This is a genomic window from Micromonospora sp. DT4 (assembly GCF_049841675.1).
Taxonomy (GTDB): Bacteria; Actinomycetota; Actinomycetes; order Mycobacteriales; family Micromonosporaceae; genus Micromonospora.
This window is the reverse complement of the sequence record NZ_JBNCKT010000026.1, coordinates 34159-56641: the sequence shown is the minus strand read 5'-3', so window position 1 is coordinate 56641 and position 22483 is coordinate 34159. Positions and strand designations below refer to the sequence as shown.

Here is a 22483-nt window from a genome sequence, read left to right as displayed (position 1 = left end):
CTATTTGTCGAGGACCTTCCATCGACGTGTCTCGGCGTGACGTTCCGCCCCCACCCAGTTACCCGACAGTCTCTCAGAGCCGGCGGTTGGCGAGGCTCGGCAGCTCGGCCCGGATGACGGCGAGCCGATCGAGATCCAGGTCGGCCACGGCCACCCCCGGCCCGTCGGGCAGTTGGGTCAGCACCGTCCCCCACGGGTCCACCACCATGCTGCGCCCGAAGCAGGTGCGGCCCGGCTCGTGGTCACCGGTCTGACCGGCCGCCGCCACGAAGCACTGGTTCTCGATGGCCCGGGCCCGCAGCAGGACCTCCCAGTGGTCCCGTCCGGTGTGCATCATGAACGCCGCCGGCACCACCAGGAGCTGGGCGCCGCCCTCGGTGGCGAGCCGCCGGTACAACTCCGGGAAGCGCAGGTCGTAGCAGATCGACAGCCCGACCCGGAGACCCTCCACGGTCACCACGACGGGTTGGACACCGGGCGCGACAGTCTCCGACTCCCGGTAGGACACGCGGCCGGGGATCTCGACGTCGTACAGATGGATTTTGCGATAGCTCGCGGCCAGGTTGCCGGCGCGGTCGAAGACCAGCGACGTGTTCCAGGTGTGCGCCGGGTCCGGGCCGGCCTCGTGGAACGACCCGGCCAGCACCCACATGCCCAGGCGCCGTGCGACGCCCGCGAAGAAGATGCCCACCTCGCCGTCGACCGGCTCCGGGTCGGGCAGACCGTCCGCGGGGCCGAGATAGTCGACGTACTCGGGAAGGATGGCAAGGTCCGCGCCGCCGTCGGCGGCGCGTTCCAACAGCACCTCCGCGGCGGCCAGGTTGGCCTTGCGGTCGTCCCGGGCGTTCAGCTGGCAGACGGCGACGCGCATGAGCCCAGAGTACGACCGGACGGGCCGGTGTGGACAGCGTCAGATGCTGGCCAGCACCAGAGCCCCCGCCGCGAACCCGAGGCCGGCGACCTGGATCGGGCGCAACCGTTCCCGGTCGACGACGAGCGCGAGCAGTACCGTGCTGGCCGGGTAGAGCGCGGCGATCGCCGCCACGATGCTGAGGTGGCCTCGGGCGGCGGCGGCCATGAAGAGCGCGTTGGCGGCGCTGTCGAGCAGGCCGGCGACGGCCGCCCAGCCCAGCACCCGCCGTCCAAGCCGCAGTCGCACACCGGTGCGGGCGGCGAGGAGTAGGCCGAAGGCGATCGAGCTGGCTCGCACCGCCGCCACCGGCCACATGCCCGCGCCCTCGCCGGCCTGACCGAGCAGCGTGAAGAAGACGCCGAAGAGCGCCCCGGCGGCGAGGGGGCCAGACCCACCAGCCGCGCGGGAGCGCCCGGACCCCTTTCCCCTTCACGCAGGCTGACCAGAGCGATCGCCACCACGGCGAGGCCGGCGCCGGTGAGCGCCAGCGCTCCGGGGAAGCTCGACGTGAACAGGCCGGCGACGATCGGCACCACTGCGGCGGTGATCACGGTGATCGGCGCCACCACGGCCATCATTCCGCCGGCGAGGGCCCGGTAGAGCAGCATGACGCCGCCTCGAGGAGTTGGCCGGCCCGTCGGGGGTGAGCAAGGGGATGCTCGTGCAGATCGAGAGCGCACGCACCAACCCCAGCGTCGGCACACTGTGCCGGGTCGCCGACGCGTTCGGCGTCAACATCGCCCGGCTGGTCGAGCCCGACGAGGAGCAGACGGTCCGGATCAGCTCCACGGCCGAGGCGCCCGTGCTCTGGCAGGGCGAGCACGGTGGCAGCGCCCACCTGCTCAGCGGGCTGGCGAACCCGACCTCGTCGAGCTGTGGGACTGGCGGCTGGAACCCGGAGAGGGACACCGCTCCTCCGACCACCCCCGCGGCACCCGCAAGGTCCTGCACGTCCTCAGCGGGGCGGTGATCGTCCGGGTCGACGGGCAGGACCACGCCGTACGGGCCGGTGACACGATCGAGTTCCACGCCGACCGGGAGCACGGCTACCGCAACGACGCCGAGGAACCCGCACGGCCCATGATGGTGACGGTCACCCCGTCGGGCGAGTGGGACTGCCGGACACGGTCACGCCGGCCGCGTCAGTGACGAACGGCCGGCGTGACGCGGGGACGATCAGGCCGACTTCTCCTCGCGGTCCCGCCGGGCCCGACGCCCGGTGAACTCGCGCGGAACAATGGTCGGGTTGACGTTCTCCAGGACGACCTCGCGGGTGATCAGCACCCGGGCGGCGTCCGGGTTGCTCGGCACCTCGTACATCGCGGAGAGCAGAACCTCCTCGATGATGGCGCGCAGGCCACGGGCACCTGTGCCCCGCAGCATCGCCTGGTCGGCGATGGCCTCCAGCGCCGGCTCGTCGAACTCCAGCTCGACACCGTCCAACTCGAACAGACGCTGGTATTGCCGGACCAGGGCGTTGCGCGGCTCGGTGAGGATGCGCACCAGGGCACTGCGGTCCAGGCTGCGCACGTTGGTGATCACCGGCAGCCGGCCGACGAACTCGGGGATGAGCCCGAACTTGAGCATGTCCTCCGGCATGACCTGGCTGAAGATGTCGTCGGTCGACCGCTCCGAGACCGACCGCAGGCGGGCGCCGAAGCCGGTGCCGCCCTGCCCGGTGCGGGACTCGATGATCTGGTCGAGGCCGGCGAACGCGCCACCGCAGATGAACAGCACGTTGGTGGTGTCGATCTGGATGAACTCCTGGTGCGGGTGCTTGCGACCGCCCTGCGGCGGCACGTTGGCGACCGTGCCTTCCAGCATCTTGAGCAGGGCCTGCTGCACACCCTCGCCGGAGACGTCGCGGGTGATCGACGGATTCTCCGACTTACGGGCGATCTTGTCGACCTCGTCGATGTAGATGATGCCGGTCTCGGCGCGCTTGATGTCGTAGTCCGCGGCCTGAATCAGCTTGAGGAGGATGTTCTCCACGTCCTCGCCGACGTATCCCGCCTCGGTCAGGGCCGTGGCGTCGGCGATGGCGAACGGGACGTTCAGCATCCGGGCGAGGGTCTGCGCCAGGTGCGTCTTGCCACACCCCGTCGGGCCGAGCAGCAGGATGTTGGACTTCGCCAGCTCGACGGCGTCACTGCCGGAGCCCGGCGCGTTGGCCGCCTCTGCCTGGATGCGCTTGTAGTGGTTGTAGACCGCGACGGCGAGCGCCTTCTTGGCCTGGTCCTGCCCCACGACGTAGTTGTCGAGGAACTGGCAGATCTCCATCGGCTTGGGGAGCTCTTCCCACTTCACCTCGCCGGACTCGGCCAGCTCCTCTTCGATGATCTCGTTACAGAGATCGATGCACTCGTCGCAGATGTAGACCCCAGGGCCCGCGATGAGCTTCTTCACCTGCTTCTGCGACTTACCGCAGAAGGAGCATTTCAGTAGGTCGCCGCCGTCACCGATCCGTGCCACCTACGTTCTCCCTGCACTCGTCGACCGGAGACCCGGCCCTGACCTGCGGACGCTGCGCGCCGCCCGGTTTGGTTCGCCCCACCGGCCCGACCGGCGAAGCGGTACGGACCCGACGTTACCCGCTGCCGGGGCATTCTCCGACCCCCAAAATGGGTGTGTCAGAGGTCGGCCGGGAACCAACGCCCCGACCAACCCCTGACCCGGTCCTGACTCAGCTGGCCGCGTTGGCAGCCAGCAGACCCTTCTTGCGGCTGGTCAGAATCGTGTCCACCAGCCCGTACTCCTTGGACTCCTCGGCCGTCATGATCTTGTCGCGGTCGATGTCCTTGCGAACCTGCTCGATCGGGCGGTTGCAGTGGCGGGACAGCATGTCCTCCAACTGCGTACGCATCCGCAGGATCTCCCGAGCCTGGATCTCGATGTCCGAGCCCTGCCCGTAGCCGCCCTCGGTGGCCGGCTGGTGGATGATGATCCGCGAGTTCGGAAGAGCCATCCGCTTACCCGGCGTACCCGCCGACAGCAGCACCGCCGCCGCGCTGGCGGCCTGCCCGAGGCAGACCGTCGAGATGTCCGGACGGACGTACTGCATGGTGTCGTAGATCGCCGTCATGGCCGTGAACGAGCCACCCGGCGAGTTGATGTACATGATGATGTCGCGGTCCGGGTCGGTGCCCTCCAGCGTGAGCAGCTGGGCCATCACGTCGTTGGCCGACGCGTCGTCCACCTGCACACCGAGGAAGATGATCCGGTCCTCGAAGAGCTTGTTGTACGGGTTCGACTCCTTGACCCCGTACGACGTGCGCTCGACGAACGACGGCAGAACGTAGCGGTTGTGCACGGCCGCGAACTGGGGCGGCAGGCTCAGATCGGTCATCGTCAGCTCCTCAGCTCAGGGTCCCGGCGCCATCCGGAACCTGAGCGGCCCCGATGATCACCTTGTCGATGAAGCCGTAGTCCATGGCCTCCTGGGCGGTGAACCAACGGTCCCGGTCCGAGTCGGCCTCGATCTGCGACTGGCTCTGGCCGGTGTGGTGCGCGACCCGCTCCTGGAACATCCGCTTCGTGTAGAGCATCTGCTCCGCCTGGATGGCGATGTCGGACGCCGTGCCGCCCAGGCCACCGGACGGCTGGTGCATCATGATCCGGGCGTGCGGGAGGGCGTAACGCTTGCCCTTGGTGCCCGCGCAGAGCAGCAGCTGGCCCATCGAGGCCGCCATGCCCATCGCCACCGTCGACACGTCGTTGTCGATGAACTGCATGGTGTCGTAGATCGCCATGCCCGAGTAGACCGAGCCACCCGGCGAGTTGATCCACAGGTTGATGTCGCGGTCCGGATCCTCCGCGGCGAGCAGCAGCAGCTGCGCGCAGATGCGGTTGGCGACCTGGTCGGTCACCTCACTGCCCAGGAAGATGATGCGCTCCTTGAGCAACCGGTTGTAGACCGAGTCGTCGAGGTTGCCAATGGAATCGCCACCGCGCGCGTCAATCGCCCGGAGCGACTTCTTGGGGATGTGCATGTCGGTCATGGCAGCCCTTCGCTCTCCGTACCGTCTTTCCCGACACTAACCGCTGTGCGGGGCGGCAGAGTCCCGGTCGGGGCACTGTTCGCTCTCAGCGCAGTCGCGTCGGGCGCACCCGCGGCGCGGGCCCCCGGGCGTACCCGGCTGTGCTCAATTTCCGGGCGTACCCGACTGTGCACAATTCCGCCGTACCCCAGAAAATTCCGGGCGTACCCCGGAAAGAGGTGTGGCCGCCGCGCGCCGCACAGCGGCGGACGGCGGCCGCACCCGACGATCAGTGCTCGTGGTTGTGCTCGGCCTCGTTGGCGGCGCGCAACGCGTCCAGGGTGACCGGGTTACCGGCCGAGTCCTTGATCGAGATGCGCTCCATGACAGCCGCGAGCGCCTTGCCGCGCCGCACGTCACCGAAGACCGCAGCGGCGGCGCCGGAGCGCACCAGCTGGTCGTAGTACTGCTGCGGGGCCATCCCGGCACGCTGCGCCCGGTGCACGATCTCGTGCCCGAACTCGTCGTCGGAGACCTGCACGTCCTCCGCGTCGGCCAGCGTGTCGAGCAGGAGCTGCACCTTGACACCCTCGGTCGCCGCCTCGGTCAGCTCGGCGTCGATCTGCTCCTCGGTCTTCTCCTCGGCGGCCAGGTACTCCTCCAGGGAGGCGCCGATCCGCTCGAGCTGGTCGGACATGGCCTGCTTACGGCTGGCGACCTCCTCGCGCACGACGCCCTCCGGCGCCGGCACCTCGGCGGTCTCGACCAGCTGCGCCAGCGCCTTGTCCCGGGCGGCGTAGATCTGCTCGACCTGCTTGCCCTGGGTGACCCGGGCCCGCAGGTCGCCGCGCAGCTCCTCGATCGTGTCGAACTCGCTGGCCATCTGGGCGAACTCGTCGTTCAGCTCCGGCAGCTCCTTCTCCTTGACCGTGCGCACGGTCACCGCCACCTCGGCGTCCTGGCCGGCGAAGTCGCCGCCGACCAGCTGGGTGGTGAAGGTGGTGCTGTCGCCGGCGGCGAGACCGACAACGGCCTCGTCCAGGCCCGGCAGGAGCTGCTTGCTGCCCACCTCGTGGGAGATGTTGCTCGCCTGGCCGCCCGGCACGTCCACGCCGCCGACCGTCGCGTTGAGGTCGATCTGCACGAAGTCGCCCTCGGCGGCGGCGCGCTCGACCGTCTTGAGGGTGGCGAACCGCTCGCGCAGGTTCTTCACCTGCTCGTCGATCTCGCTCTCGTCGATCTGCAGCTCGTCAACCGTCACCTCGATGGTGCTGGCGTCGGGCAGCGTGATCTCCGGGCGGACGTCGACCTCGGCGGTGAAGTTCAGCGAGTCACCGTCGTTGAACTCGGTGATCTCGACCTCGGGACGCCCCAGCGTCTTCAGGTCGTGCTCGCGCACCGCGGCCATGATGTTCTCCGGGATGGCCTCCTGGACCGCCTCGTTGAGGACGGTGCCCCGGCCCACCCGCTGGTCGATCACCGCGGTCGGCACCTTGCCCCGGCGGAAGCCCGGGACCTGGACCTGCGAACCGATCTCCCGGTACGCCTTCTTGAGGCTCGGCTCGAGCTCGACGAACGGCACCTCGATGGCGAGCCGCACGCGCGTCGGGCTCAGAGTCTCGACGGTGCTCTTCACAGGCGTACTCCTTGACGGATCTGGGTTTGATTCTGGGCCTTCGATTGGCCCATCGAGTGTAGGCGAGCCGGCGGGGCCGGCTCGCAGCGCCCGGGGCGACCCGGACGCGGACGACAGTCGGGGTGGCGGGATTTGAACCCACGGCCCCTCGCTCCCAAAGCGAGTGCGCTACCAAGCTGCGCCACACCCCGTGGCGACGTGCAGTCTATGCCGTCGCCGCGCCTCAGGCAGTGCCGGGGCAACCCCCACCCGGACAGATCACCTAGAAAGCACCCATCTTACCCGCCACGCCGCCGCCCTCGCCCACCGCGCCGCCGCCCCGCTTGGGAGGGCGCGGCGCGGCGTCGGGACGACGCGCCGCCACGGGGCGGTGGCGCGGTCGCGCGCCCAGGACCGGCATTGGGTACGCTGTCGGCGCGCCCCGTTCCGGCGGGGCCGAGCGCGGGCGTAGCTCAATGGCAGAGCTTCAGTCTTCCAAACTGACGGTGCGGGTTCGATTCCCGTCGCCCGCTCCATAGGTTCCGGCCCAGGCCAGCGGCACACCCGCCGAGCCTGGGCCGTTCTCGATCGACCCTTTGCTGAGCCACCTGCACGACCCGCCCAAGGCTGCCTCGCGTGCCGACCGCCCGGTAGCGCGACATTCGGTGGCGGCACGCCTCGAAGCAGAATTCGGCGGACCCTATCGAAGGCCAGACTCATTCGCCGGGCGAAGAATTGCCGAGCCGCATTGATTCGTGCCGGCCAGCAACCCAGCCCTAGGGGGACGCCGCGCTCTTGACGGCCAACACTCGACCTTTCCCGGTTTCTGCCGAATCGACGGTAGAACCCGGGAAAGAATCAAGCTAGCAGCCCTGGTTACATGCAACCCAAGCCATTTCGCTGAAACTGCCCTCAGTAGCTATCTTGAATCCCTGGCCAGAAATGGGATATACTTTTATCAGGCCGGGGAAATCGCCGTATTCGAAGCCAGTGACGACCAGTTGCGTGGCGTTGGTCGGGTAGTCCCAAGTCATGCAACTACCGGGCCGAAGGATAAACGGGTAAGGGCTCAAGAGTCCTGCGCCGTTGGCCCACTTAAGTTGCGCCCGGTAGTCGCCGTGCACGCACAACTGGGCGCGACCTTTAGCGATCGCGGCCTGGGCCGGGCTCGGCGCGACGGCCACGAAAGCGGCACCCATCAGGGCAGAGGTGGCCAGGGCAAGCCCTATTTTCTTCAGCAAGGATCGCACAACTTCCCTCCAATCGTTGTAGAACCCCGCGCACCTGAACCCGTTGGTCAGCGGGGCGACGAACGCGTCGACGGCCGACACCTTCGACTCGACCGGGACGTGTATTTCGCACCCATCGAACATGCAAGCGGACCCCAGCACTATATTTCTAAACAGTGATCGAAGTCACATTTAAGCATGACCACGCCACTGCTCCAAGGTGGCAACAAGCGGTAACGCAGCCACCACCGGCTGACGTCGAGAGTCGGACCGGAAGTGCTACGGGTCAACCGCGCTCGACCGGGTAAGCAGCGCCATCGCCTGGTGGGGAGACGACCGGGCGCACGGGCGGGCGCGGTGCCATGCCGGCCCGCCCGTGCACCGCCTCACGACACGTGCGAGGTGATCCAGTTCCAGGCCGAGACAACCCACTCGGTCTGCTGGAGCCAGGCCACGCCCAGACCGACGAGGAAGACCGCAGCGGCCAGGTGCGCGCCCCGCGCGCTGCGCCGGACCCGCCCGAGCTGCCGCTCCAGCACCAGGCGGCCGACCGTCCGGGCCAGCGCGAACAGGCCGACTGCCACCAGCATGCTCAGCACGAGCACCAGCAGCGGGCCGGACAGGTTGCCGCCCCCGGAGAGCGCCCAGATCCCCCAGCACACGAAGGCGAACAGGCCAGCCGCCGCGCTCCACTCGCCGCCGCGACGCAACTGCGCCAGCCGCCAGCTCAGCGGCTGGCGCGGCGCCGGCTCGCCCGGCCAACCCGTACCGGTCGGCTCCTGCTCGACCACGGGAAACGGCTCGGTGCGCGAGCTGCGCGGTTGGCCCACCGGCGCCACACCCCGGCGGAAGCCGTCCCGCTGCGGCGGGACCCCGACGCCGGCCTGCGGTAAGACCTCGACGGTTCGCTCCGCCCACGGCTGCGTCTGGTCTGCCATCTCGTCCTCCCCCTGACGGGCGGCGCCACCACCGCCCGAATCCGAGGGTAGCCAGCCGGCAAATCGGTCGCCGACCGCCGTCCGGCGCGAACCCGACACGACGTGCCGAATCCCACACCCCGATTACAGCGCGTGGGACAGCGCGATATCGGCGACCTGGTGGGCTGGCGGTCCGGCCGGCCTGCGGTCCGGCGGTCAAGATCCGCACAACTTCCCAGATGTTGCTGCCTCCGACGCTCGTGAAGCAGCAACATCCCTGATGGTGTGCGGATCTTGATGGCGTGGGGAGGTACGGTCGGCTGATGGGTGACCCGGACCGACGCAGGCGACGACTGCGCCCCCATTCCGACTCCGAGGCGGCGGCGCGGAGCGTCGACGGCTCGCCGGTCAGCACCGCCGGCGTCCCCGACGGCGGGGATCCGCTGCCGCGACGTCGGGGGGCCGGCGGCGACGACCGCGACGGCGAGCGGGGGCTACGCGGGCTGGTCGGTTCCGGCTCGTCCCAGGTGGGGCTGAGCGCGGCGCTGCGGGCCCGCGACGTCGCCCGGCCGAGCGACGACGACCTCGCCGAGGCCGAGGCCCGGGTGACGGTCGTCCGCCGCAACTGGGTGCCCCGCGAGGACCTGCCCCGCTCGCCGCGCTGACCGCGAGCGGAGCCAAACCCCGAGCGGGCCAAACCCCGAGCGGGCCAAACGGCCAGCGGCCAGCGGGCCAAACCGCGAGCGGGCCAGCGGCCAGCGGCCAGCGGCCAGCGGCCAGCGGCCAGCGGCCAGCGGCCAGCGGGCCAAACGGCCAGCGGCGACCGGCCGGCACGGTCAGGGCAGGTCGGGCAGCTTTCGGGTCCGCTCGTACTCGGCGACCTGGATGATCCGGCGGGCATGCCGCTCGTTCCCGGAGAACGGCGTGTTCAGGAACGCCTCGACGATGCCCGTGGCCTCGTCCAGCGTGTGCTGACGGGCACCCACCGCGACGACGTTCGCGTCGTTGTGCTGGCGGGCGAGCTGCGCCGTCTCGACGCTCCAGGCCAGAGCGGCACGGACCCCGGCGACCTTGTTCGCGGCGATCTGCTCGCCGTTGCCGGACCCGCCGATGACCACCCCGAGGGAGGTCTCGTCGGCGACCACCCGGTCACCGGTGTGCAGGCAGAACGTCGGGTAGTCGTCGTCCGGGTCGTAGCTGTGCGGGCCGACGTCGACCACGTCGTACCCCTGCTTGACCAGGTGGTTGGCCAGGTGCACCTTCAACTCGAAACCGGCGTGGTCGGATCCCAGGTAGACGCGCATACCGGGCAGTCTGTCAGGCCGCGCTCTCCGATGCCGCAGGGGCGGCATCGGAGAGGCGGGTTCGTCACACGGTCGGGCGGGTGCGCGGTCAGCGCGGCAGCTCGGCGACCACCAGGCCGCCGCGCGCCTTCGGGGTGAACCAGGTGCTCTTACGGGGCATCTTCTCCCGGGCCAGGTTCACCGCGACGAAGTCCGCCACGGTCACCGGCGCGATGAGGATGGCCAGCTCGGCCCGCCCGGCGTCGACCTCCGCGGTGAGCCAGCTCGCCGGGTAGTCACCGCCCACGTAGGTGATCCGCTTGTCGCCCGGGTCCAGCCCCAGGGCGTCACGCAGCAGCAGCCGCTCGACCAGGGCGTGGTCCAGGTTCTCCAGGCGGGCGTCGGCGGTGGCGGGCAGGCGCACCGCGTACCCCTGGTCGGCAAGCCGCAGGTGGACGGTGCCGCCGGCCGCCGGGACCTCGACCGGGCCGTCGATCGGCTCGACCTCGGCCCCCGTCGCACGCAGCCGGTCGAGCAGCTCGCCCGGCGTGGTGGTCAGCTCGCTGACCAGCCGGTTGTACGGCTGGATGGCCACCGAGGCGGGGGTGGTCACCACGGCCAGGAAACGCGACAACCCGCCGGTCTGGGCGGCCAGGCTGCGGTGGTTGCCGTCGGCGACGACCAGTTCGCCGCCACTCGCCAGGGCGGTCAGCGCGTCCTGCTCGGCGCCCGGGCCGAGCAGCCAGATGGCGTGGGTGCGGCCCGCCTGGTCGGTGTCGGTCGCGGCGGGCGCCCCGGCCGCGTCGGTCGCCGCCGCGAGCGCGGCGTGCAGCTCGTCGCCACTTCCGGTCTGCAGCAGGAGTACGGGTGAGAGCAGGTGGCCCAGCGCCTCGGCCAGCGCGACGCGCTCACGCACCTTGGCGATGAACACGTCCTCGTTGCGGATGACGAGGCCCGGCTCGTCGGCGCTGGTGGAGATCTGGTCGGTGTCCACCATCGCGAACAGTCCGTACGCCGTCTCCTCGCCCGGGGCGCTGATCCGGTAGAGCACGACCACCTGCTCGGCGGGGGTGTAGCTGCCGTCGGCCTTGGCCTCGGCGAGTCGGGCCACCGAGGCCGGCAGCGCATCGAGGAACGACATCCCCACGCTGTCCGGAGCACGGTGTGGCATCTCGATGCCGAGGGCACTGTGCGGGTTCGCCTCGATGATCGCGGTGATCTCCGCGTCGTCGGCGAACTCGTCGTAGTTCTGCGCGCCGGTGCCGCCAGTGGTGATCCAGGCCCGGGCGATCGGATGTACGACCGTCATGCCCAGTGACGCTACCGGCGGCGACGTCACGGACGACGGGGACCCGCGCGGCGTCCACCAGATGAAAGTGCCCGGACGTCGACGCGTGGTCAGCCGGCGCGGCCGGACGCGCCGTTGTGCCGGCGGTGTCGACCGGCGACGACCGGTCCGGCGTTGCCGCGCCGGCCGGTCCCGACGGGACCGGTGACCGCGTTGCGGCGGGGTGTGGCGGGCGGCCCCGGCACGGGACGCTCGGGCGGTGGCGCCGGAACGGGCCGCGGGTTCAGCGGCGGGGTCGGCACGGGACGCGGCGCGGTGGGCGCCGGCGGGGGCGGGGCGGGCTCGGCCGGCGCGGCGGCCGACACCCCGACCGGTTCCGGAGCCGCCACGACAGGTGTCGGCGTCACTGGCGCGGGTGCGGACGCCACCGGCGTGACCCGCGCGGGTGTCAGGCGCGAGGTCACCGGCACCCGGGCCACGCCGACCACGATGGGCGGCGCGAGCAGGTCCGCCACATCGGCGGGAAGGTCGGGGCGGACCGTCGGCCAGCGGGAGCCGTCTACCGACCAGTACGCCGCGCCGGGAGTCTCGATCACCCCCTGTCGGGTCAACTGATCGTCACCGGACGCACGGTGCTTGGCCATCGGGACTGCCTCCACGAGCTGCGGTTCGCGGCCCTGCGGGTCGCTGCGGCGGACACCGAGGGAAACGACGTCGCCCGCCCACCGGTGACGCCACGACCGCGAGGCGTACCCGCCGCCGGGCGCGGCGCGCCCCGCCCCGTCCCACGAACGAGTGGCCGGACGGGGGCGCGTGTGCCGGGCTCAGTCGAAGATCGGGCCCTGCTCGCGGGTGCGCTTGAGCTCGTCGAAGCCGGGGGTGCCGGCGACCAGCAGCACCCCGTCCCAGAGGCGACCAGCCGCATCGCCCTTCGGCGCGGGGGTGATCACCGGACCGAAGAAGGCGACCTGGGCGCCGGCGATCCGGCGTCTCAGGAGAATCCTCTGCCCCGGCCCGGCCGACCGGCACGCGAATGAGAGCGTGACCTCGACCGCCGGTGCCTGGCCGTACGTGGAAGACTCGGACCGGGCCGGACGTCACGAGCGGTCGGCAGACGGGCGCCGCCGGGCGTACGGCGAGACGTGGGATGGAGACGAACAGTGCCGGGAGTGCGTAACCTGACGCAGGTCGAGGCGACCGAGCGGGCCCGCCTGCTCGAGGTGACCGGGTACGACATCAGTCTGGACCTGTCGACCGCGGTGCTGGCGGCCGACGGCCGCACCTTCCGGTCGACGACCGAGGTTCGGTTCCGCTGCGGCGAACCGGGGGCGAGCACGTTCATCGAGGTGGCCGCCGAGTCGGTGCGGTCCGCCACGTTGAACGACACCCCGGTGGACCTGTCCGACTGGTCGGCCGAGAAGGGCCTGCCCCTGTCCGGGCTGGCCAGCGAGAACACCCTGGTCGTCGACGCGGATTTCGCCTACTCCAACAGCGGGCAGGGGCTGCACCGCACGGTCGACCCGGTCGACGGCGAGACGTACCTCTACAGCCAGTTCGAGACGGCCGACGCGCAGCGGGTGTTCGCCTGCTTCGACCAGCCCGACCTCAAGAGCGTCTACACCTGGCACGCGACGGTTCCCGCGCACTGGCGGGTCGTGTCCAACATGCCGGTGCAGCGCGAGGAGCCCGCCGGTGACGAGCTCAAGACGCTCCACTTCACCGAGTCGCCCCGGATGAGCACGTACATCACCGCGCTGTGCGCCGGCCCGTACCACGAGGTGCGCGACACCCACGACGGCATCGACCTGGGTGTGTTCTGCCGGGCGTCCATGTCGCGCTACCTGGACTCCGACGACCTGTTCCTCATCACCAAGCAGGGCTTCGACTTCTTCCACGAGAAGTTCGGGGTGCGTTACCCGCTGCCGAAGTACGACCAGCTGTGGGTGCCCGACTTCAACGCCGGCGCGATGGAGAACTTCGGCTGCGTGACGCACGCCGAGTCGCACTACCTGTACCGCTCGCAGGTCACCGACTACGAGTACGAGCAGCGGGCCAACACGATCCTGCACGAGCTGGCGCACATGTGGTTCGGTGACCTGGTCACCATGCGCTGGTGGAACGACCTGTGGTTGAACGAGTCGTTCGCCGAGTGGGCCAGCCACTGGTGCAACACCAACGCCACCCGGTTCACCGAGGCGTGGACGACGTTCCAGTCGATCCGCAAGAACTGGGGCTACCGGCAGGACCAGCTCTCCTCCACGCACCCCGTCTACACGGAGATGCCGGACATGGAGGCCGTCGAGGTCAACTTCGACGGCATCACCTACGCCAAGGGCGCGAGCGTGCTCAAGCAGCTCGTCGCGTACGTGGGTGAGGAGCCGTTCGTGGCCGGGCTGCGGGCGTACTTCGGCAAGCACGCGTGGGGCAACGCCACCTTCGACGACCTGCTCACCGAGCTGGAGGCGGCCTCGGGCCGGGAGCTGCGCAAGTTCGCGGCGCAGTGGCTGGAAACCGCGCAGGTCAACACGCTGCGCCCGGAGGTGACGATCGCCGCCGACGGGACGTACGAGCAGGTGGCCGTCCGGCAGGAGGCGCCGGCGGCGTACCCGACGCTGCGCACGCACCGGATCGGCGTGGGCCTGTACGACCTGACCGACGGTCGGCTGGTCCGCCGCGAACGGTACGAGGTGGACGTGGCCGGTGAGCGGACCGACCTCGCCGAGCTGCGTGGCGTCCGGGCGGCGGACGTGTTGCTGCTCAACGACGACGACCTGAGCTACACCAAGCTGCGCCTCGACGACCGGTCGATGGCGACTGTGGTGCAGCACATCGGCGGATTCGACTCGTCGCTGGCCCGCGCGCTGTGCTGGACGGCCGCGTGGGACATGACCCGCGACGCCGAGCTGGCGACCCGCGACTACATGGCGCTGGTGCTGGCCGGGCTGCCCGCCGAGACCGACATCAACCTGGTCACCGCCACCCTGCGTCAGGCCACCACCGCGCTCACCCTCTACGCCGACCCGGCGTGGGCGGCCACCGGCTGGGCGGGGCTGGCCCGCACGGCGAAGGACGCGCTCGCCGCCGCCGAGCCGGGCAGCGGCTTCCAGCTGGCCTGGGCGAGGGCGTTCACCTCGGCGGCCCGCTCCGATGAGGACCTGGCCACGCTGCGCGGCTGGCTGGACGGCGCCGGAGCGCCGGAGGGTCTGACCGTGGACACCGAGCTGCGCTGGACGGTGCTCGGCGCGCTGGTGGCCAACGGCGCGGCCGGCGCGGCCGAGGTCGAGGCGGAGCTGGCCGGCGACCGCACGGCCAGCGGCGAGCGGGAGGCCGCGTACGCGCACGCGCTGGTGCCGACGGCGGAGAACAAGGCCGCCGTGTGGGCGCTGCTGACCGGCCCGGACGCGTTGCCGAACTGGCGGCACCGGGCGCTGCTGCAGGGTCTCGCCCACCCGGCGCAGGTGGAGCTGGTCACCCCGTACCGGGAGCGGTACTTCGCGACGGTCGGCCAGGTGTGGGCCACCCGGGACAGCGAGCCGGCGCAGGAGTTCGCCCGGCTGGCGTACCCGACGTACCTGGTGGACGACGACACGGTGGCGGCGACCGACGCCTGGCTGGCCGGGGACGGCAACCCGAGTCCGCTGCGTCGCCTGGTCGCCGAGGGCCGCGACGGCGTGGTACGGGCGATCAAGGCCCGCGCGAAGGACGCCGAGCAGAGCTGACGCAGCGAGTACGCGGCCCGGGCCGGCGTGGGTGCGAACCGACGCTGGCCCGGGCCATTATGGTTGCGAAAGGAGGTGGACGCGATGGCACAGCCGACCTACGAGTGGCGGCCCCCGGAGCGGGGCTGGCGCGAGCAGGACCTGTTCGACCTGCCTGAGGACGGTAACCGCTACGAGATCATCGACGGGAGCCTGCACGTGACACCACCCCCGGGTTTCGGACATCAGGAACTGGCGGACGAGCTGCGGGCTGCCCTTCGATCGACGGCGCCGGCCGGATGGCGGGTCATCCGGGAAGCGGGGCTCCGAGCGGCGGAGGGCAACCTCATCCCTGATGTCACGGTGCTGAAGCCGACAGCCCCGCGGGACGGCACCTGGATCGAAGCAGCGGATGTGGCACTCGTCGTCGAGGTGGAGTCACCCAGCAGCCGTCGGCATGACCGGTTCACCAAACCGTCGCTCTACGCCGAGGCCGGCATTCCCGCCTATTGGCGCGTCGAACGCGGCGACTTCGGCCCCGTCGTATACCGCTACGAGTTGGTGAAGGGCGTTCACTACAACCTGCTCGGCACGGTCGGCCCGGACGATCCGGTGCAGATCGACGAGCCGTGGCCGATGGTCCTTGACCCCTCTGCCTGGCCCCGCTGACACGCTGACATCACGAAGCCCGGCCCGCTGCGCGCGGGTCGGGCTTCGTCGTCGAGGATGCGCTTGATCGACTCGACATCGCCGATATGGGGGTGTCCGCGCGGCCGGGTCAGCCCTTGCCGGCGTGGCTGGCGAGCTGGTCGAGCCCGTTGATGATGCCGCCGGCCAGGTCGCCGCCGCTGAACGCGCCGACCATCGAGAGCGCGGCCAGCTTGGCGTACGTGTCGGGGATGCGCTTGCGGGCGTGCCGCCCGGTGACGATCTCCAACTGGCGCTGGTTGGGCGACACGGCGATCAGCACCGACTTGTCCGGATCGGCGAGCTGGCGGTGCAGCCGCTGGGCGTGCTCGCGGATCGGCTCGTCGAGGCCGCCGACGAAGACCGAGAAGACCAGGCCGGTGCCCTGGTCGGCCAGGCGCAGGGCCTCGTCGATGCGCAGCAGTTGGCGGGTCGAGAAAGGCCCGTCCAGCACCTCGGGCGGATTCTCCGTCCCGGCCTGCTTCTCACCAACGGTCACTTGCGCCTCCGGTTCCACCGGCCGGCGCCTCGACGCTGGCCTGCTCTAGCTTGTGGCTGGTCAGCGCGGGCGCCTGCGCGCCCGCCGTCAGCGCGGTGCCGGCCGAGTCGGCCAGCTGCTCCGGGCGGCCCAGGAACCAGACCGGAGTGAAGTCGAAGGGTCGGCCCGGCCGGTAGCGCTTGGCGCCACCACCACTGCCGGTGGCACCCCCACGGCTACCGGCAAACGACAGGCCGGCGATCACCAGCACTGCCGCCAACGGGATGCCGACGAAGACCAGCACCGTCTCGGTAACAGACAATCCCAACGCCCCCAGGCGGAAGAAGGACCTCGAACAAGCGGGTCGGATGGACGATCATGATGGCGACCGGCCAACTCCGTCGCCATTCACGTTAGCGGAGTCGACGGCCCGCCAGATTGCGGGGTGCCGATCCCACCCGTCACTGGCATGCTCCAGTTGCGCAGCGGTAGCGATGAGCCGCGCGTCATCGCCGTACCGACCGGTGAGCAGCACCCCGACGCACCGGGTCGCCGTGCCTGAAGCTCGCCGAGGGTGGCGGACAGCGGCCACGCCGCCGAGCAGCCCAGCTCCGAGGTGGTCGTCTTGCCGAGGCTCGGCCATGCCCTCATCCTGCCCGTTGGGAGCGGCTGTGAGCGGGCCGACACGGCATCGGCCTCCGCGGCGCTCCGGTATCCGATCCGCCCGACTCGCCGCGTCGGACTGCGCGGCCGACCGCACCTCCCTGCCGTGCCCTTTGCTCTGCTTCAACAGAGGCAACAGCAGACGTCCGATTACCGGACACGCGGTGTTGCGTGGGGTGAAGCAGAGCAAAGGCAGCAGAACAGGGGTACGCCGTCAGCGCCGCCCGTACAGGAAGCGCAGGGCGTTGGTGGACCGGAGCTTGGCGCGCTGGGCGTCGGTGAGGAAGTCGGCCGCGTCGACCACCGCACCGGCCGGCCGTTCGCCCAGCGGGTACGGGTAGTCGCTGCCAACCAGCACCCGGTCGTCCCCCAGCGTGTCCACCAGCAGCCGCAGCGCGGGCGGCGTGAAGACCACCGAGTCGACGCTGAACCGGTCGACGTAACTGCTGGGCGGAGCGGCGGACGCCCCACGGACCAGGTCGCCCCGGCGGTGCCAGGCGTTGTCGGCGCGGCCCAGCCAGAACGGGAAGCTACCGCCACCGTGCGCGAAGCAGATCCGCAGTGTGTCGGGCACCCGGTCGAAGACACCGCCCAGGATCATCGCCAGCACCGACAGGTGCGTCTCGGCGGGCATGCCGGTGAGCCAGCGGGCCATCCAGCGGTCCAGGCGCGGGCCGCCCGGCATGTCCCACGGGTGGACGAAGACCGGAGCACCCACCTCGGCGCAGTGTTGCAGGAAGGTCACCACGCCGGCGTCGTCCAGGTCCCGGTCGCCGACGTGGTTACCGATCTCCACGCCCACGTGCCCGGCGGCAAGGCTGCGATCCAGCTCCGCGCAGGCGGCGTCCGGGTCCTGAAGCGGCACCTGACAGAACGGCACCAGTCGGTCGCCACCGGCCGCGACGACCTCCAGGGTCAGGTCGTTGAAGATCCGAGCGACCTTCACCGCCTGCTCGGCCGGGCGGTCGTAGCTGAAGAAGACCGGCGTCGGCGACACCACCTGAAGGTCCACACCGTCGGCGTCCATGTCGGCCAGTCGGCGCGAGGCGTCCCAGCACTCCGCGCCGACCGGCCGGAACTCCGTCTCCCCCACCATGATCATGGCGGCGCGCTCGGAGTCCACCCGCAACCACGGCCAACCGGACCCACCGCACGCCGCGCCGAGGTCCGGCCACCCCTTGGGTACGACGTGCGTGTGCACGTCGACCACACCAGCGGGCATCAGCCCTTGCCCGGGTGCAGGGTGCCGCAGTTCGCGCAGGTGCGGGCCGACTCGTCGGCATAGAACGCCTGGAACACCGGCGGCAGGTCGGCCGCGATGTCACGGACCTGCAACTCCACCTCGTGCACCTTGTGCCCGCACTCCGGGCAGTACCACTGGAACGTCTCCAGCGTGCCCTCCTCGCGAACCCGCTCGACGACCACACCGATCGAGCCGGCCTCCGGCCGCTGCGGCGAGTGCGGGGTGTTACGCGGCAGCATCCACATCTGACCCTCGCGCACGTGCACCGTACGCGGCCCCTCCGGGGTCATCAGGTTGATGTGCATGTTGCCCTTGACCTGGTAAAAGAACTCCTCGTACGGGTCCACGTGGAAGTCGGTGCGCTGGTTGGGGCCACCCACCACCATCACGATGAAGTCGTCCCCGCCCGGAAACATCTCCTTGTTGCCCACCGGTGGCTTCAGCAGGTGCTGGTTCTCCGCGATCCAACCCGGAAAGCTGAACGGCTCGGCGATCTCACTCACGACTGACCTCCCGAGGGAAGAAGGGCCACGGCCTGAATCTCGATGAGCAGGTGCGGGTGCGGCAACTGGTGCACCGCCACCGTCGTGCGGGTCGGCCCGGACGCGTCGAAGAACTCCGCCCACACCTCGTTGTAACCGCCGAAGTCGTTCATGTTGACCAGGTACGACGTCACCTGGACCAGGTCGGTGAGGTCCGCGCCGACCGAGCGCAGCAGATCCCGGACGTTCTCGATGACCGCCCGCGTCTGCACCCGGATGTCCAGGTTGGTGGTGCCGAACTCGTCGACCTCGACACCGGCGAAGCTGTTGTCCGGCCGCCGGGACGACGTACCGGAGACGAAGACGAACCCACCCGCCACCTTGACGTGCGGGAAGGCCCCGCGCGGCACGGCCTTGCCGGCGACCACCACCCCACTCACGACGACGCCCGCAGCGACGCCGTGCCGAGCTTCTCGACGACCGCGCGGACATGGGCGCCGGGGCGCAGCGGCACGGCGGCGGTCGCCGCGCCGGCCAGGAAGACCCAGCCCGACTCCAGCCGCACCCCGTACCGGCCCGCCAGCCGGATGCCCTCGTCGAGCGCCCGGCGCGGATCACCGAGGATCGCCGCCGTCGAGCCGACCTGGGCCACCCGACCGTCGACCTCCAGCAGCACGCCCAGGTTGTCCAGCCCCGCCGGCACCGGGGACCACGGGCCGATCACGAAGGCGGCGGCCGAGGTGTTGTCGGCGATGACGTCCGGCAGCGAGAAACGGAAGTCCGCGTACCGGGAGTCGATCAGCTCGATGGCCGGGGCGACCGCGCGGACCGCCGCGGCGAACTCGCCGACCGGCTCGCCCGGCTCCGGCAGCCGGTCCAGCAGGAACGCCACCTCCGGTTCGACCCGGGGATGGATGTACGCGGACGGGTCGACGACGCCACCGTCGGGCACCCGCATCGCGTCGGTGAGCCGCCCCCAGATCACCTCGTCCACGCCGACCTGGGCCATCTTCGCCTTGCTGGTCAGCCCCATCTTCAGCCCGACCAGCCGCGCACCGGCGTCGACCCGGCGCTGCACCAGCGCGGCCTGCACGGCGTACGCGCCGTCCACGTCCAGGCCGGTCTCGGCGGCGAGCTGCGGGATCGGGGTGGCGGTGGCCGCCGCCGCGCCCAGCTTCTCGGCGATCCCCGCGACGTCCGTTGCGATCATGACTGCTCCTCCGTGCCGGCCAGGTCGAGTGCCACGTCGACGATCATGTCCTCCTGGCCGCCGACCATCCGGCGACGGCCCAGCTCCACGAGGATCGACCGCACGTCCACGCCGTACTTCGCCGAGGCCCGCTCGGCGTGCCGCAGGAAGCTTGAGTAGACCCCGGCGTACCCCAGGGAGAGCGTCTCCCGGTCGACCTGAACCGGCCGGTCCTGCAATGGGCGGACGAGGTCGTCGGCGGCGTCCATCAACGCGAACACGTCGCAGCCGTGCTTCCAGCCGTGCAGTTCGGCGACCGCCACGAAGACCTCCAGCGGCGCGTTGCCGGCGCCCGCGCCCATGCCGGCGAGGGACGCGTCGACGCGGACGGTCCGGCCGTGCGGCGCGTCGGGGCCGACCGGCGCGGAGCCGGTGACCCGACCGTGCTCGACGGCGAGCACGCTGTTCGCCACACCGAGCGACAGGTTGTGGTGGGCGTGGATGCCGATCTGCGTCTCCGGGTCGAGGACCTGCCGGTACGCGTCGACCCGCTGCGCCACGTCGGACATCAGCAGCCGGCCACCGGAGTCGGTGACGTAGACGCAGTGCGCCCCGTACGACTCCATGAGCTTGGCCTGCCCGGCCAGCCCGGCCGGGTCGTTCATATGCGACATCATCAGGAACCCGGCCACGTCCATGCCGTTCTCCCGGGCCCAGGAGATGTGCTGCGCGGAGATGTCCGCCTCGGTGCAGTGCGTGGCGATCCGGACGCTCGTCACGCCGAGCGCCTTCGCCGCCCTCAGGTCGGCGATCGTGCCGATGCCGGGCAGCAGCAGGGTGGTCAGCTTCGCGTTCGTCAGCACCTCGGCGGCGGCGGAGATCCACTCGGCGTCGCTGGCCGCGCCGTGGCCGTAGTTGACGCTGGACCCGGCGAGCCCGTCGCCGTGCGCCACCTCGATGGCGGCCACCCCGGCGGCGTCCAGCGCGGCGGCGATCGTGCGTACCTGGTCGACGGTGTACCGGTGGGCGATGGCGTGCATGCCGTCGCGCAGCGTCACGTCCTGGATGTACAGGCCGGTCATGCCACCGCTCCCGTCGCGCGCAGGGCCACCAGCCGCTCGGCGGTGCGCAGCGCGGCCGACGTCATGATGTCCAGGTTGCCGGCGTACGCCGGGAGGTAGTGGCCGGCGCCGGAGACCTCCAGGAAGACCGACACCTGGAGGGCGGTGAGCTGACGCCCGAGCGACGGCAGGTACGCCTGCACCCGGTCGAACTGCACGTCCTGCTTGAGCCGGTAGCCGGGGACGTACTCCTGGACCGTCGCCACCATGTCGCTGATCGAGGCGGCGATGTCGGCGGTGTCGGCGTCGGCGTCCGGGCAGAGGCAGTAGACGGTGTCCCGCATGAGCAGCGGCGGGTCCGCCGGGTTCAGCACGATGATCGCCTTGCCCCGCTCAGCCCCACCGACCACCTCGATGGCACGGGCCGTGGTCTCGGTGAACTCGTCGATGTTGGCCCGGGTGCCCGGTCCCGCGGACTTCGAGGCGATCGACGCGACGATCTCGCCGTACGCCACCGGGGTGACCCGACCGACGGCGGCGACGATCGGCACGGTCGCCTGCCCGCCGCAGGTCACCATGTTGACGTTCGGTTCGTGCAGGTGCTCGTCGAGGTTGACCGGCGGCACCACGTACGGGCCGATCGCGGCCGGGGTCAGATCGACCACCGTGCGGCCATGCTCCCGCAGCACCTCGTGGTGCCGGCGGTGCGCGCCGGCCGAGGTGGCGTCGAAGACCAGCTCGACGTCGGCGAACTCGGGCAGCGCGACGAGACCGTCGACGCCCTCGGCGGTGGTGACGACACCGAGGCGGCGAGCCCGGGCCAGGCCGTCGGAGGCCGGGTCGATGCCGGCCATCGCCACCATCCGCAGGCTGTCACTCAGCCGGAGAACTTTGATCATCAGGTCGGTGCCGATGTTGCCGGAACCGAGCACCGCCACGCCGACGCTCATTGGTTGCTCCCGTCGCTGAAGCAGGTGCGCACCGAGCCGAGCCCGGAGATCCGCGCCTCGTACGCCGCACCGGGCGTGACCGGCACCATCGGGCCGAGCGCCCCGGAGAGCACCACGTTGCCCGCGCGCAGCGGGTCACCGGCGCGGGCGAGGGTGCTGGCCAGCCAGTGCAGGGCGTGCAGCGGGTTGCCCAGGCAGGCCGCGCCCGCGCCCACCGAGACCGGCTCACCGGCGTGCTCCAGCACCATCCCGCACAGCCGCAGGTCGACGTCCGCGAGCCGGCGCGGCGTGGTGCCCAGCACGAACAGCCCGCTGGACGCGTTGTCGGCGATCGTGTCCACGATGGAGATGTCCCAGCCGGCGACCCGTGAGTCGACGATCTCGATGGCGGGCAGCACGTGGTCGACCGCGCGGATCAGGTCGACGGTGGTGATCCGCTGCTCGGTGAGGTCGCCGCCCAGCACGAATGCGATCTCCGCCTCGACCCGAGGCTGGAGCAGCCGGTCGATCGGCACCTCCACCCCGTCGCCGACGGCCATCTCGTCGGTCAGCAGCCCGAAGTCCGGCTGGAAAACCCCGAAGGTCTCCTGCACCGCCCGGGACGTCAGCCCGATCTTCGCGCCGACGCGGCGCTCGCCCCGGTCCTGCCACGCCCGCGTCTGGAGCTGCTGCACGCGGTACGCGGACTCGATGTCCCCCTCCGGCAGCAGCCGACCACGCAGCGGCGGGCACGGCTTGCCGGTGCTGCGGGCCTCAGCCAGCTCCCGGTTGGCGGCCTCGATGTCGGCTTCCATGTCGGCTTCCATGCCC

The 22483-nt window shown here is 70.8% G+C and carries 26 protein-coding genes, 2 tRNA genes and 2 pseudogenes; 7 read left to right on the top strand and 23 right to left on the bottom strand.

All coding sequences use genetic code 11. The annotated features are described in order from the left end of the window. Window positions 1-73: 73 nt before the first annotated feature. Window positions 74-871 carry a carbon-nitrogen hydrolase family protein gene (locus ACLQ24_RS10875; RefSeq protein WP_425890857.1) on the bottom strand — a complete coding sequence of 266 codons (798 nt, stop codon included), beginning with the start codon at window positions 869-871 and terminating at the stop codon, window positions 74-76. A gap of 39 nt (window positions 872-910) precedes the next feature. Continuing rightward, window positions 911-1258, bottom strand: coding sequence for an EamA family transporter (locus tag ACLQ24_RS10870; protein ID WP_425890878.1), 348 nt, complete (start codon window positions 1256-1258; stop codon window positions 911-913). Window positions 1259-1390: 132 nt separating this feature from the next. On the opposite strand from ACLQ24_RS10870, the gene ACLQ24_RS10865 reads away from it, so the two are divergent. From ACLQ24_RS10865 to ACLQ24_RS10855, 3 genes are read left to right on the top strand one after another with little or no spacing between them, the layout of a single operon-like run. Continuing rightward, complete coding sequence (locus ACLQ24_RS10865) at window positions 1391-1513, top strand: hypothetical protein (RefSeq protein ID WP_425890856.1); 123 nt, start codon at window positions 1391-1393, stop codon at window positions 1511-1513. A 55-nt stretch (window positions 1514-1568) separates the two neighbouring features. Continuing rightward, window positions 1569-1883, top strand: coding sequence for a helix-turn-helix domain-containing protein (locus ACLQ24_RS10860; protein ID WP_425890876.1), 315 nt, complete (start codon window positions 1569-1571; stop codon window positions 1881-1883). After that, window positions 1787-2062, top strand: coding sequence for a cupin domain-containing protein (locus tag ACLQ24_RS10855; protein ID WP_425890875.1), 276 nt, complete (start codon window positions 1787-1789; stop codon window positions 2060-2062). Before ACLQ24_RS10860 ends, ACLQ24_RS10855 begins: the two co-directional genes overlap by 97 nt. Before the next feature lie 27 nt (window positions 2063-2089). Here the strand turns inward: ACLQ24_RS10855 and clpX are convergent, their stop codons facing one another. From clpX to ACLQ24_RS10830, 5 genes are all read right to left on the bottom strand, one after another. Further along, the gene (clpX, locus tag ACLQ24_RS10850; protein WP_145779357.1) at window positions 2090-3385 is read right to left on the bottom strand and encodes an ATP-dependent Clp protease ATP-binding subunit ClpX; all 1296 of its coding nucleotides are present in this window, start codon (window positions 3383-3385) and stop codon (window positions 2090-2092) included. A gap of 211 nt (window positions 3386-3596) precedes the next feature. Continuing rightward, window positions 3597-4259: an ATP-dependent Clp protease proteolytic subunit gene (locus ACLQ24_RS10845; RefSeq protein WP_121652300.1), complete on the bottom strand. Its 663-nt coding sequence runs from the start codon at window positions 4257-4259 to the stop codon at window positions 3597-3599. 10 nt (window positions 4260-4269) lie between these two features. Beyond that, a complete protein-coding gene (locus ACLQ24_RS10840) occupies window positions 4270-4911 on the bottom strand; it encodes an ATP-dependent Clp protease proteolytic subunit (RefSeq protein WP_007464111.1) in 642 nt (213 codons plus the stop codon). A gap of 268 nt (window positions 4912-5179) precedes the next feature. Further along, on the bottom strand, window positions 5180-6526 hold the full coding sequence (gene tig / locus ACLQ24_RS10835; protein ID WP_425890854.1) for a trigger factor: 1347 nt from the start codon (window positions 6524-6526) through the stop codon (window positions 5180-5182). Window positions 6527-6643: 117 nt separating this feature from the next. Continuing rightward, window positions 6644-6717 (bottom strand) — tRNA-Pro (locus ACLQ24_RS10830). 250 nt (window positions 6718-6967) lie between these two features. Here ACLQ24_RS10830 and ACLQ24_RS10825 point away from each other — a divergent pair. Then, window positions 6968-7041, top strand: a tRNA-Gly gene (locus ACLQ24_RS10825). Between the two features lie 327 nt (window positions 7042-7368). Here ACLQ24_RS10825 and ACLQ24_RS10820 read toward each other — a convergent pair. Together ACLQ24_RS10820 and ACLQ24_RS10815 are read right to left on the bottom strand one after the other, a co-directional pair. Continuing rightward, window positions 7369-7836, bottom strand: coding sequence for a hypothetical protein (locus ACLQ24_RS10820; protein ID WP_425890851.1), 468 nt, complete (start codon window positions 7834-7836; stop codon window positions 7369-7371). Window positions 7837-8120: 284 nt separating this feature from the next. Beyond that, window positions 8121-8672, bottom strand: coding sequence for a hypothetical protein (locus tag ACLQ24_RS10815; protein WP_425890850.1), 552 nt, complete (start codon window positions 8670-8672; stop codon window positions 8121-8123). Between the two features lie 302 nt (window positions 8673-8974). On the opposite strand from ACLQ24_RS10815, the gene ACLQ24_RS10810 reads away from it, so the two are divergent. Next, window positions 8975-9316, top strand: a complete 342-nt coding sequence (locus ACLQ24_RS10810; protein ID WP_425890848.1) for a hypothetical protein — start codon at window positions 8975-8977, stop codon at window positions 9314-9316. 171 nt (window positions 9317-9487) lie between these two features. On the opposite strand, the gene ACLQ24_RS10805 is transcribed toward ACLQ24_RS10810, so the two are convergent. The 4 genes and pseudogenes from ACLQ24_RS10805 to ACLQ24_RS10790 form a co-directional block, all read right to left on the bottom strand. Continuing rightward, window positions 9488-9955, bottom strand: coding sequence for a ribose-5-phosphate isomerase (locus ACLQ24_RS10805; RefSeq protein ID WP_425890846.1), 468 nt, complete (start codon window positions 9953-9955; stop codon window positions 9488-9490). Window positions 9956-10043: 88 nt separating this feature from the next. Then, entirely contained in the window at window positions 10044-11243 is a 1200-nt protein-coding gene (locus ACLQ24_RS10800) for a DUF1015 family protein (protein WP_425890845.1), read from the bottom strand. Window positions 11244-11332: 89 nt separating this feature from the next. Beyond that, window positions 11333-11866, bottom strand: a complete 534-nt coding sequence (locus tag ACLQ24_RS10795) for a hypothetical protein (RefSeq protein ID WP_425890843.1) — start codon at window positions 11864-11866, stop codon at window positions 11333-11335. A gap of 180 nt (window positions 11867-12046) precedes the next feature. Then, window positions 12047-12199 (bottom strand): annotated as a pseudogene (locus ACLQ24_RS10790) (disulfide bond formation protein DsbA); the annotation flags it as partial. Between the two features lie 192 nt (window positions 12200-12391). Here ACLQ24_RS10790 and pepN point away from each other — a divergent pair. Continuing rightward, complete coding sequence (gene pepN / locus ACLQ24_RS10785) at window positions 12392-14941, top strand: aminopeptidase N (RefSeq protein WP_425890841.1); 2550 nt, start codon at window positions 12392-12394, stop codon at window positions 14939-14941. An 84-nt stretch (window positions 14942-15025) separates the two neighbouring features. Then, on the top strand, window positions 15026-15589 hold the full coding sequence (locus ACLQ24_RS10780; RefSeq protein WP_425890839.1) for a Uma2 family endonuclease: 564 nt from the start codon (window positions 15026-15028) through the stop codon (window positions 15587-15589). A gap of 109 nt (window positions 15590-15698) precedes the next feature. On the opposite strand, the gene ACLQ24_RS10775 is transcribed toward ACLQ24_RS10780, so the two are convergent. From ACLQ24_RS10775 to ACLQ24_RS10730, 10 genes and pseudogenes are all read right to left on the bottom strand, one after another. Next, window positions 15699-16106, bottom strand: a complete 408-nt coding sequence (locus ACLQ24_RS10775) for a DUF5130 family protein (RefSeq protein ID WP_355241608.1) — start codon at window positions 16104-16106, stop codon at window positions 15699-15701. Beyond that, window positions 16093-16389, bottom strand: a complete 297-nt coding sequence (locus tag ACLQ24_RS10770) for a hypothetical protein (RefSeq protein ID WP_425890873.1) — start codon at window positions 16387-16389, stop codon at window positions 16093-16095. The genes ACLQ24_RS10775 and ACLQ24_RS10770 overlap by 14 nt, the downstream gene beginning before the upstream one ends. 72 nt (window positions 16390-16461) lie before the next feature. Beyond that, window positions 16462-16626 (bottom strand): annotated as a pseudogene (locus ACLQ24_RS10765) (amidase); the annotation flags it as partial. A 336-nt stretch (window positions 16627-16962) separates the two neighbouring features. Continuing rightward, a complete protein-coding gene (locus ACLQ24_RS10760; RefSeq protein WP_425890837.1) occupies window positions 16963-17970 on the bottom strand; it encodes an amidohydrolase family protein in 1008 nt (335 codons plus the stop codon). Next, entirely contained in the window at window positions 17970-18494 is a 525-nt protein-coding gene (locus tag ACLQ24_RS10755) for a 3-hydroxyanthranilate 3,4-dioxygenase (protein WP_425890835.1), read from the bottom strand. The genes ACLQ24_RS10760 and ACLQ24_RS10755 overlap by 1 nt, the downstream gene beginning before the upstream one ends. After that, window positions 18491-18913, bottom strand: a complete 423-nt coding sequence (locus ACLQ24_RS10750) for a RidA family protein (RefSeq protein WP_425890834.1) — start codon at window positions 18911-18913, stop codon at window positions 18491-18493. Before ACLQ24_RS10750 ends, ACLQ24_RS10755 begins: the two co-directional genes overlap by 4 nt. Further along, window positions 18910-19683, bottom strand: coding sequence for a 2-keto-4-pentenoate hydratase (locus ACLQ24_RS10745; protein WP_425890833.1), 774 nt, complete (start codon window positions 19681-19683; stop codon window positions 18910-18912). Before ACLQ24_RS10745 ends, ACLQ24_RS10750 begins: the two co-directional genes overlap by 4 nt. Next, on the bottom strand, window positions 19680-20744 hold the full coding sequence (gene dmpG, locus ACLQ24_RS10740) for a 4-hydroxy-2-oxovalerate aldolase (protein WP_425890831.1): 1065 nt from the start codon (window positions 20742-20744) through the stop codon (window positions 19680-19682). Before dmpG ends, ACLQ24_RS10745 begins: the two co-directional genes overlap by 4 nt. After that, window positions 20741-21673 (bottom strand): acetaldehyde dehydrogenase (acetylating), encoded by a 933-nt coding sequence (locus ACLQ24_RS10735; RefSeq protein ID WP_425890829.1) that lies wholly within the window; start codon window positions 21671-21673, stop codon window positions 20741-20743. Before ACLQ24_RS10735 ends, dmpG begins: the two co-directional genes overlap by 4 nt. After that, on the bottom strand, window positions 21670-22467 hold the full coding sequence (locus ACLQ24_RS10730; protein WP_425890871.1) for a 2-keto-4-pentenoate hydratase: 798 nt from the start codon (window positions 22465-22467) through the stop codon (window positions 21670-21672). The genes ACLQ24_RS10735 and ACLQ24_RS10730 overlap by 4 nt, the downstream gene beginning before the upstream one ends. Window positions 22468-22483: the final 16 nt, after the last annotated feature.

What these genes read in the sequence shown, in the direction of transcription:
- ACLQ24_RS10875 (WP_425890857.1), bottom strand. Translation starts at nt 871, where the DNA reads ATGCGCGTCGCCGTCTGCCAGCTGAACGCCCGGGACGACCGCAAGGCC.
- ACLQ24_RS10860 (WP_425890876.1), top strand. Translation starts at nt 1,569, where the DNA reads ATGCTCGTGCAGATCGAGAGCGCACGCACCAACCCCAGCGTCGGCACA.
- ACLQ24_RS10845 (WP_121652300.1), bottom strand. Translation starts at nt 4,259, where the DNA reads ATGACCGATCTGAGCCTGCCGCCCCAGTTCGCGGCCGTGCACAACCGC.
- ACLQ24_RS10840 (WP_007464111.1), bottom strand. Translation starts at nt 4,911, where the DNA reads ATGACCGACATGCACATCCCCAAGAAGTCGCTCCGGGCGATTGACGCG.
- ACLQ24_RS10815 (WP_425890850.1), bottom strand. Translation starts at nt 8,672, where the DNA reads ATGGCAGACCAGACGCAGCCGTGGGCGGAGCGAACCGTCGAGGTCTTA.
- ACLQ24_RS10810 (WP_425890848.1), top strand. Translation starts at nt 8,975, where the DNA reads ATGGGTGACCCGGACCGACGCAGGCGACGACTGCGCCCCCATTCCGAC.
- ACLQ24_RS10805 (WP_425890846.1), bottom strand. Translation starts at nt 9,955, where the DNA reads ATGCGCGTCTACCTGGGATCCGACCACGCCGGTTTCGAGTTGAAGGTG.
- ACLQ24_RS10800 (WP_425890845.1), bottom strand. Translation starts at nt 11,243, where the DNA reads ATGACGGTCGTACATCCGATCGCCCGGGCCTGGATCACCACTGGCGGC.
- ACLQ24_RS10795 (WP_425890843.1), bottom strand. Translation starts at nt 11,866, where the DNA reads ATGGCCAAGCACCGTGCGTCCGGTGACGATCAGTTGACCCGACAGGGG.
- ACLQ24_RS10780 (WP_425890839.1), top strand. Translation starts at nt 15,026, where the DNA reads ATGGCACAGCCGACCTACGAGTGGCGGCCCCCGGAGCGGGGCTGGCGC.
- ACLQ24_RS10760 (WP_425890837.1), bottom strand. Translation starts at nt 17,970, where the DNA reads ATGCCCGCTGGTGTGGTCGACGTGCACACGCACGTCGTACCCAAGGGG.
- ACLQ24_RS10745 (WP_425890833.1), bottom strand. Translation starts at nt 19,683, where the DNA reads ATGATCGCAACGGACGTCGCGGGGATCGCCGAGAAGCTGGGCGCGGCG.
- dmpG (WP_425890831.1), bottom strand. Translation starts at nt 20,744, where the DNA reads ATGACCGGCCTGTACATCCAGGACGTGACGCTGCGCGACGGCATGCAC.
- ACLQ24_RS10735 (WP_425890829.1), bottom strand. Translation starts at nt 21,673, where the DNA reads ATGAGCGTCGGCGTGGCGGTGCTCGGTTCCGGCAACATCGGCACCGAC.
- ACLQ24_RS10730 (WP_425890871.1), bottom strand. Translation starts at nt 22,467, where the DNA reads ATGGAAGCCGACATCGAGGCCGCCAACCGGGAGCTGGCTGAGGCCCGC.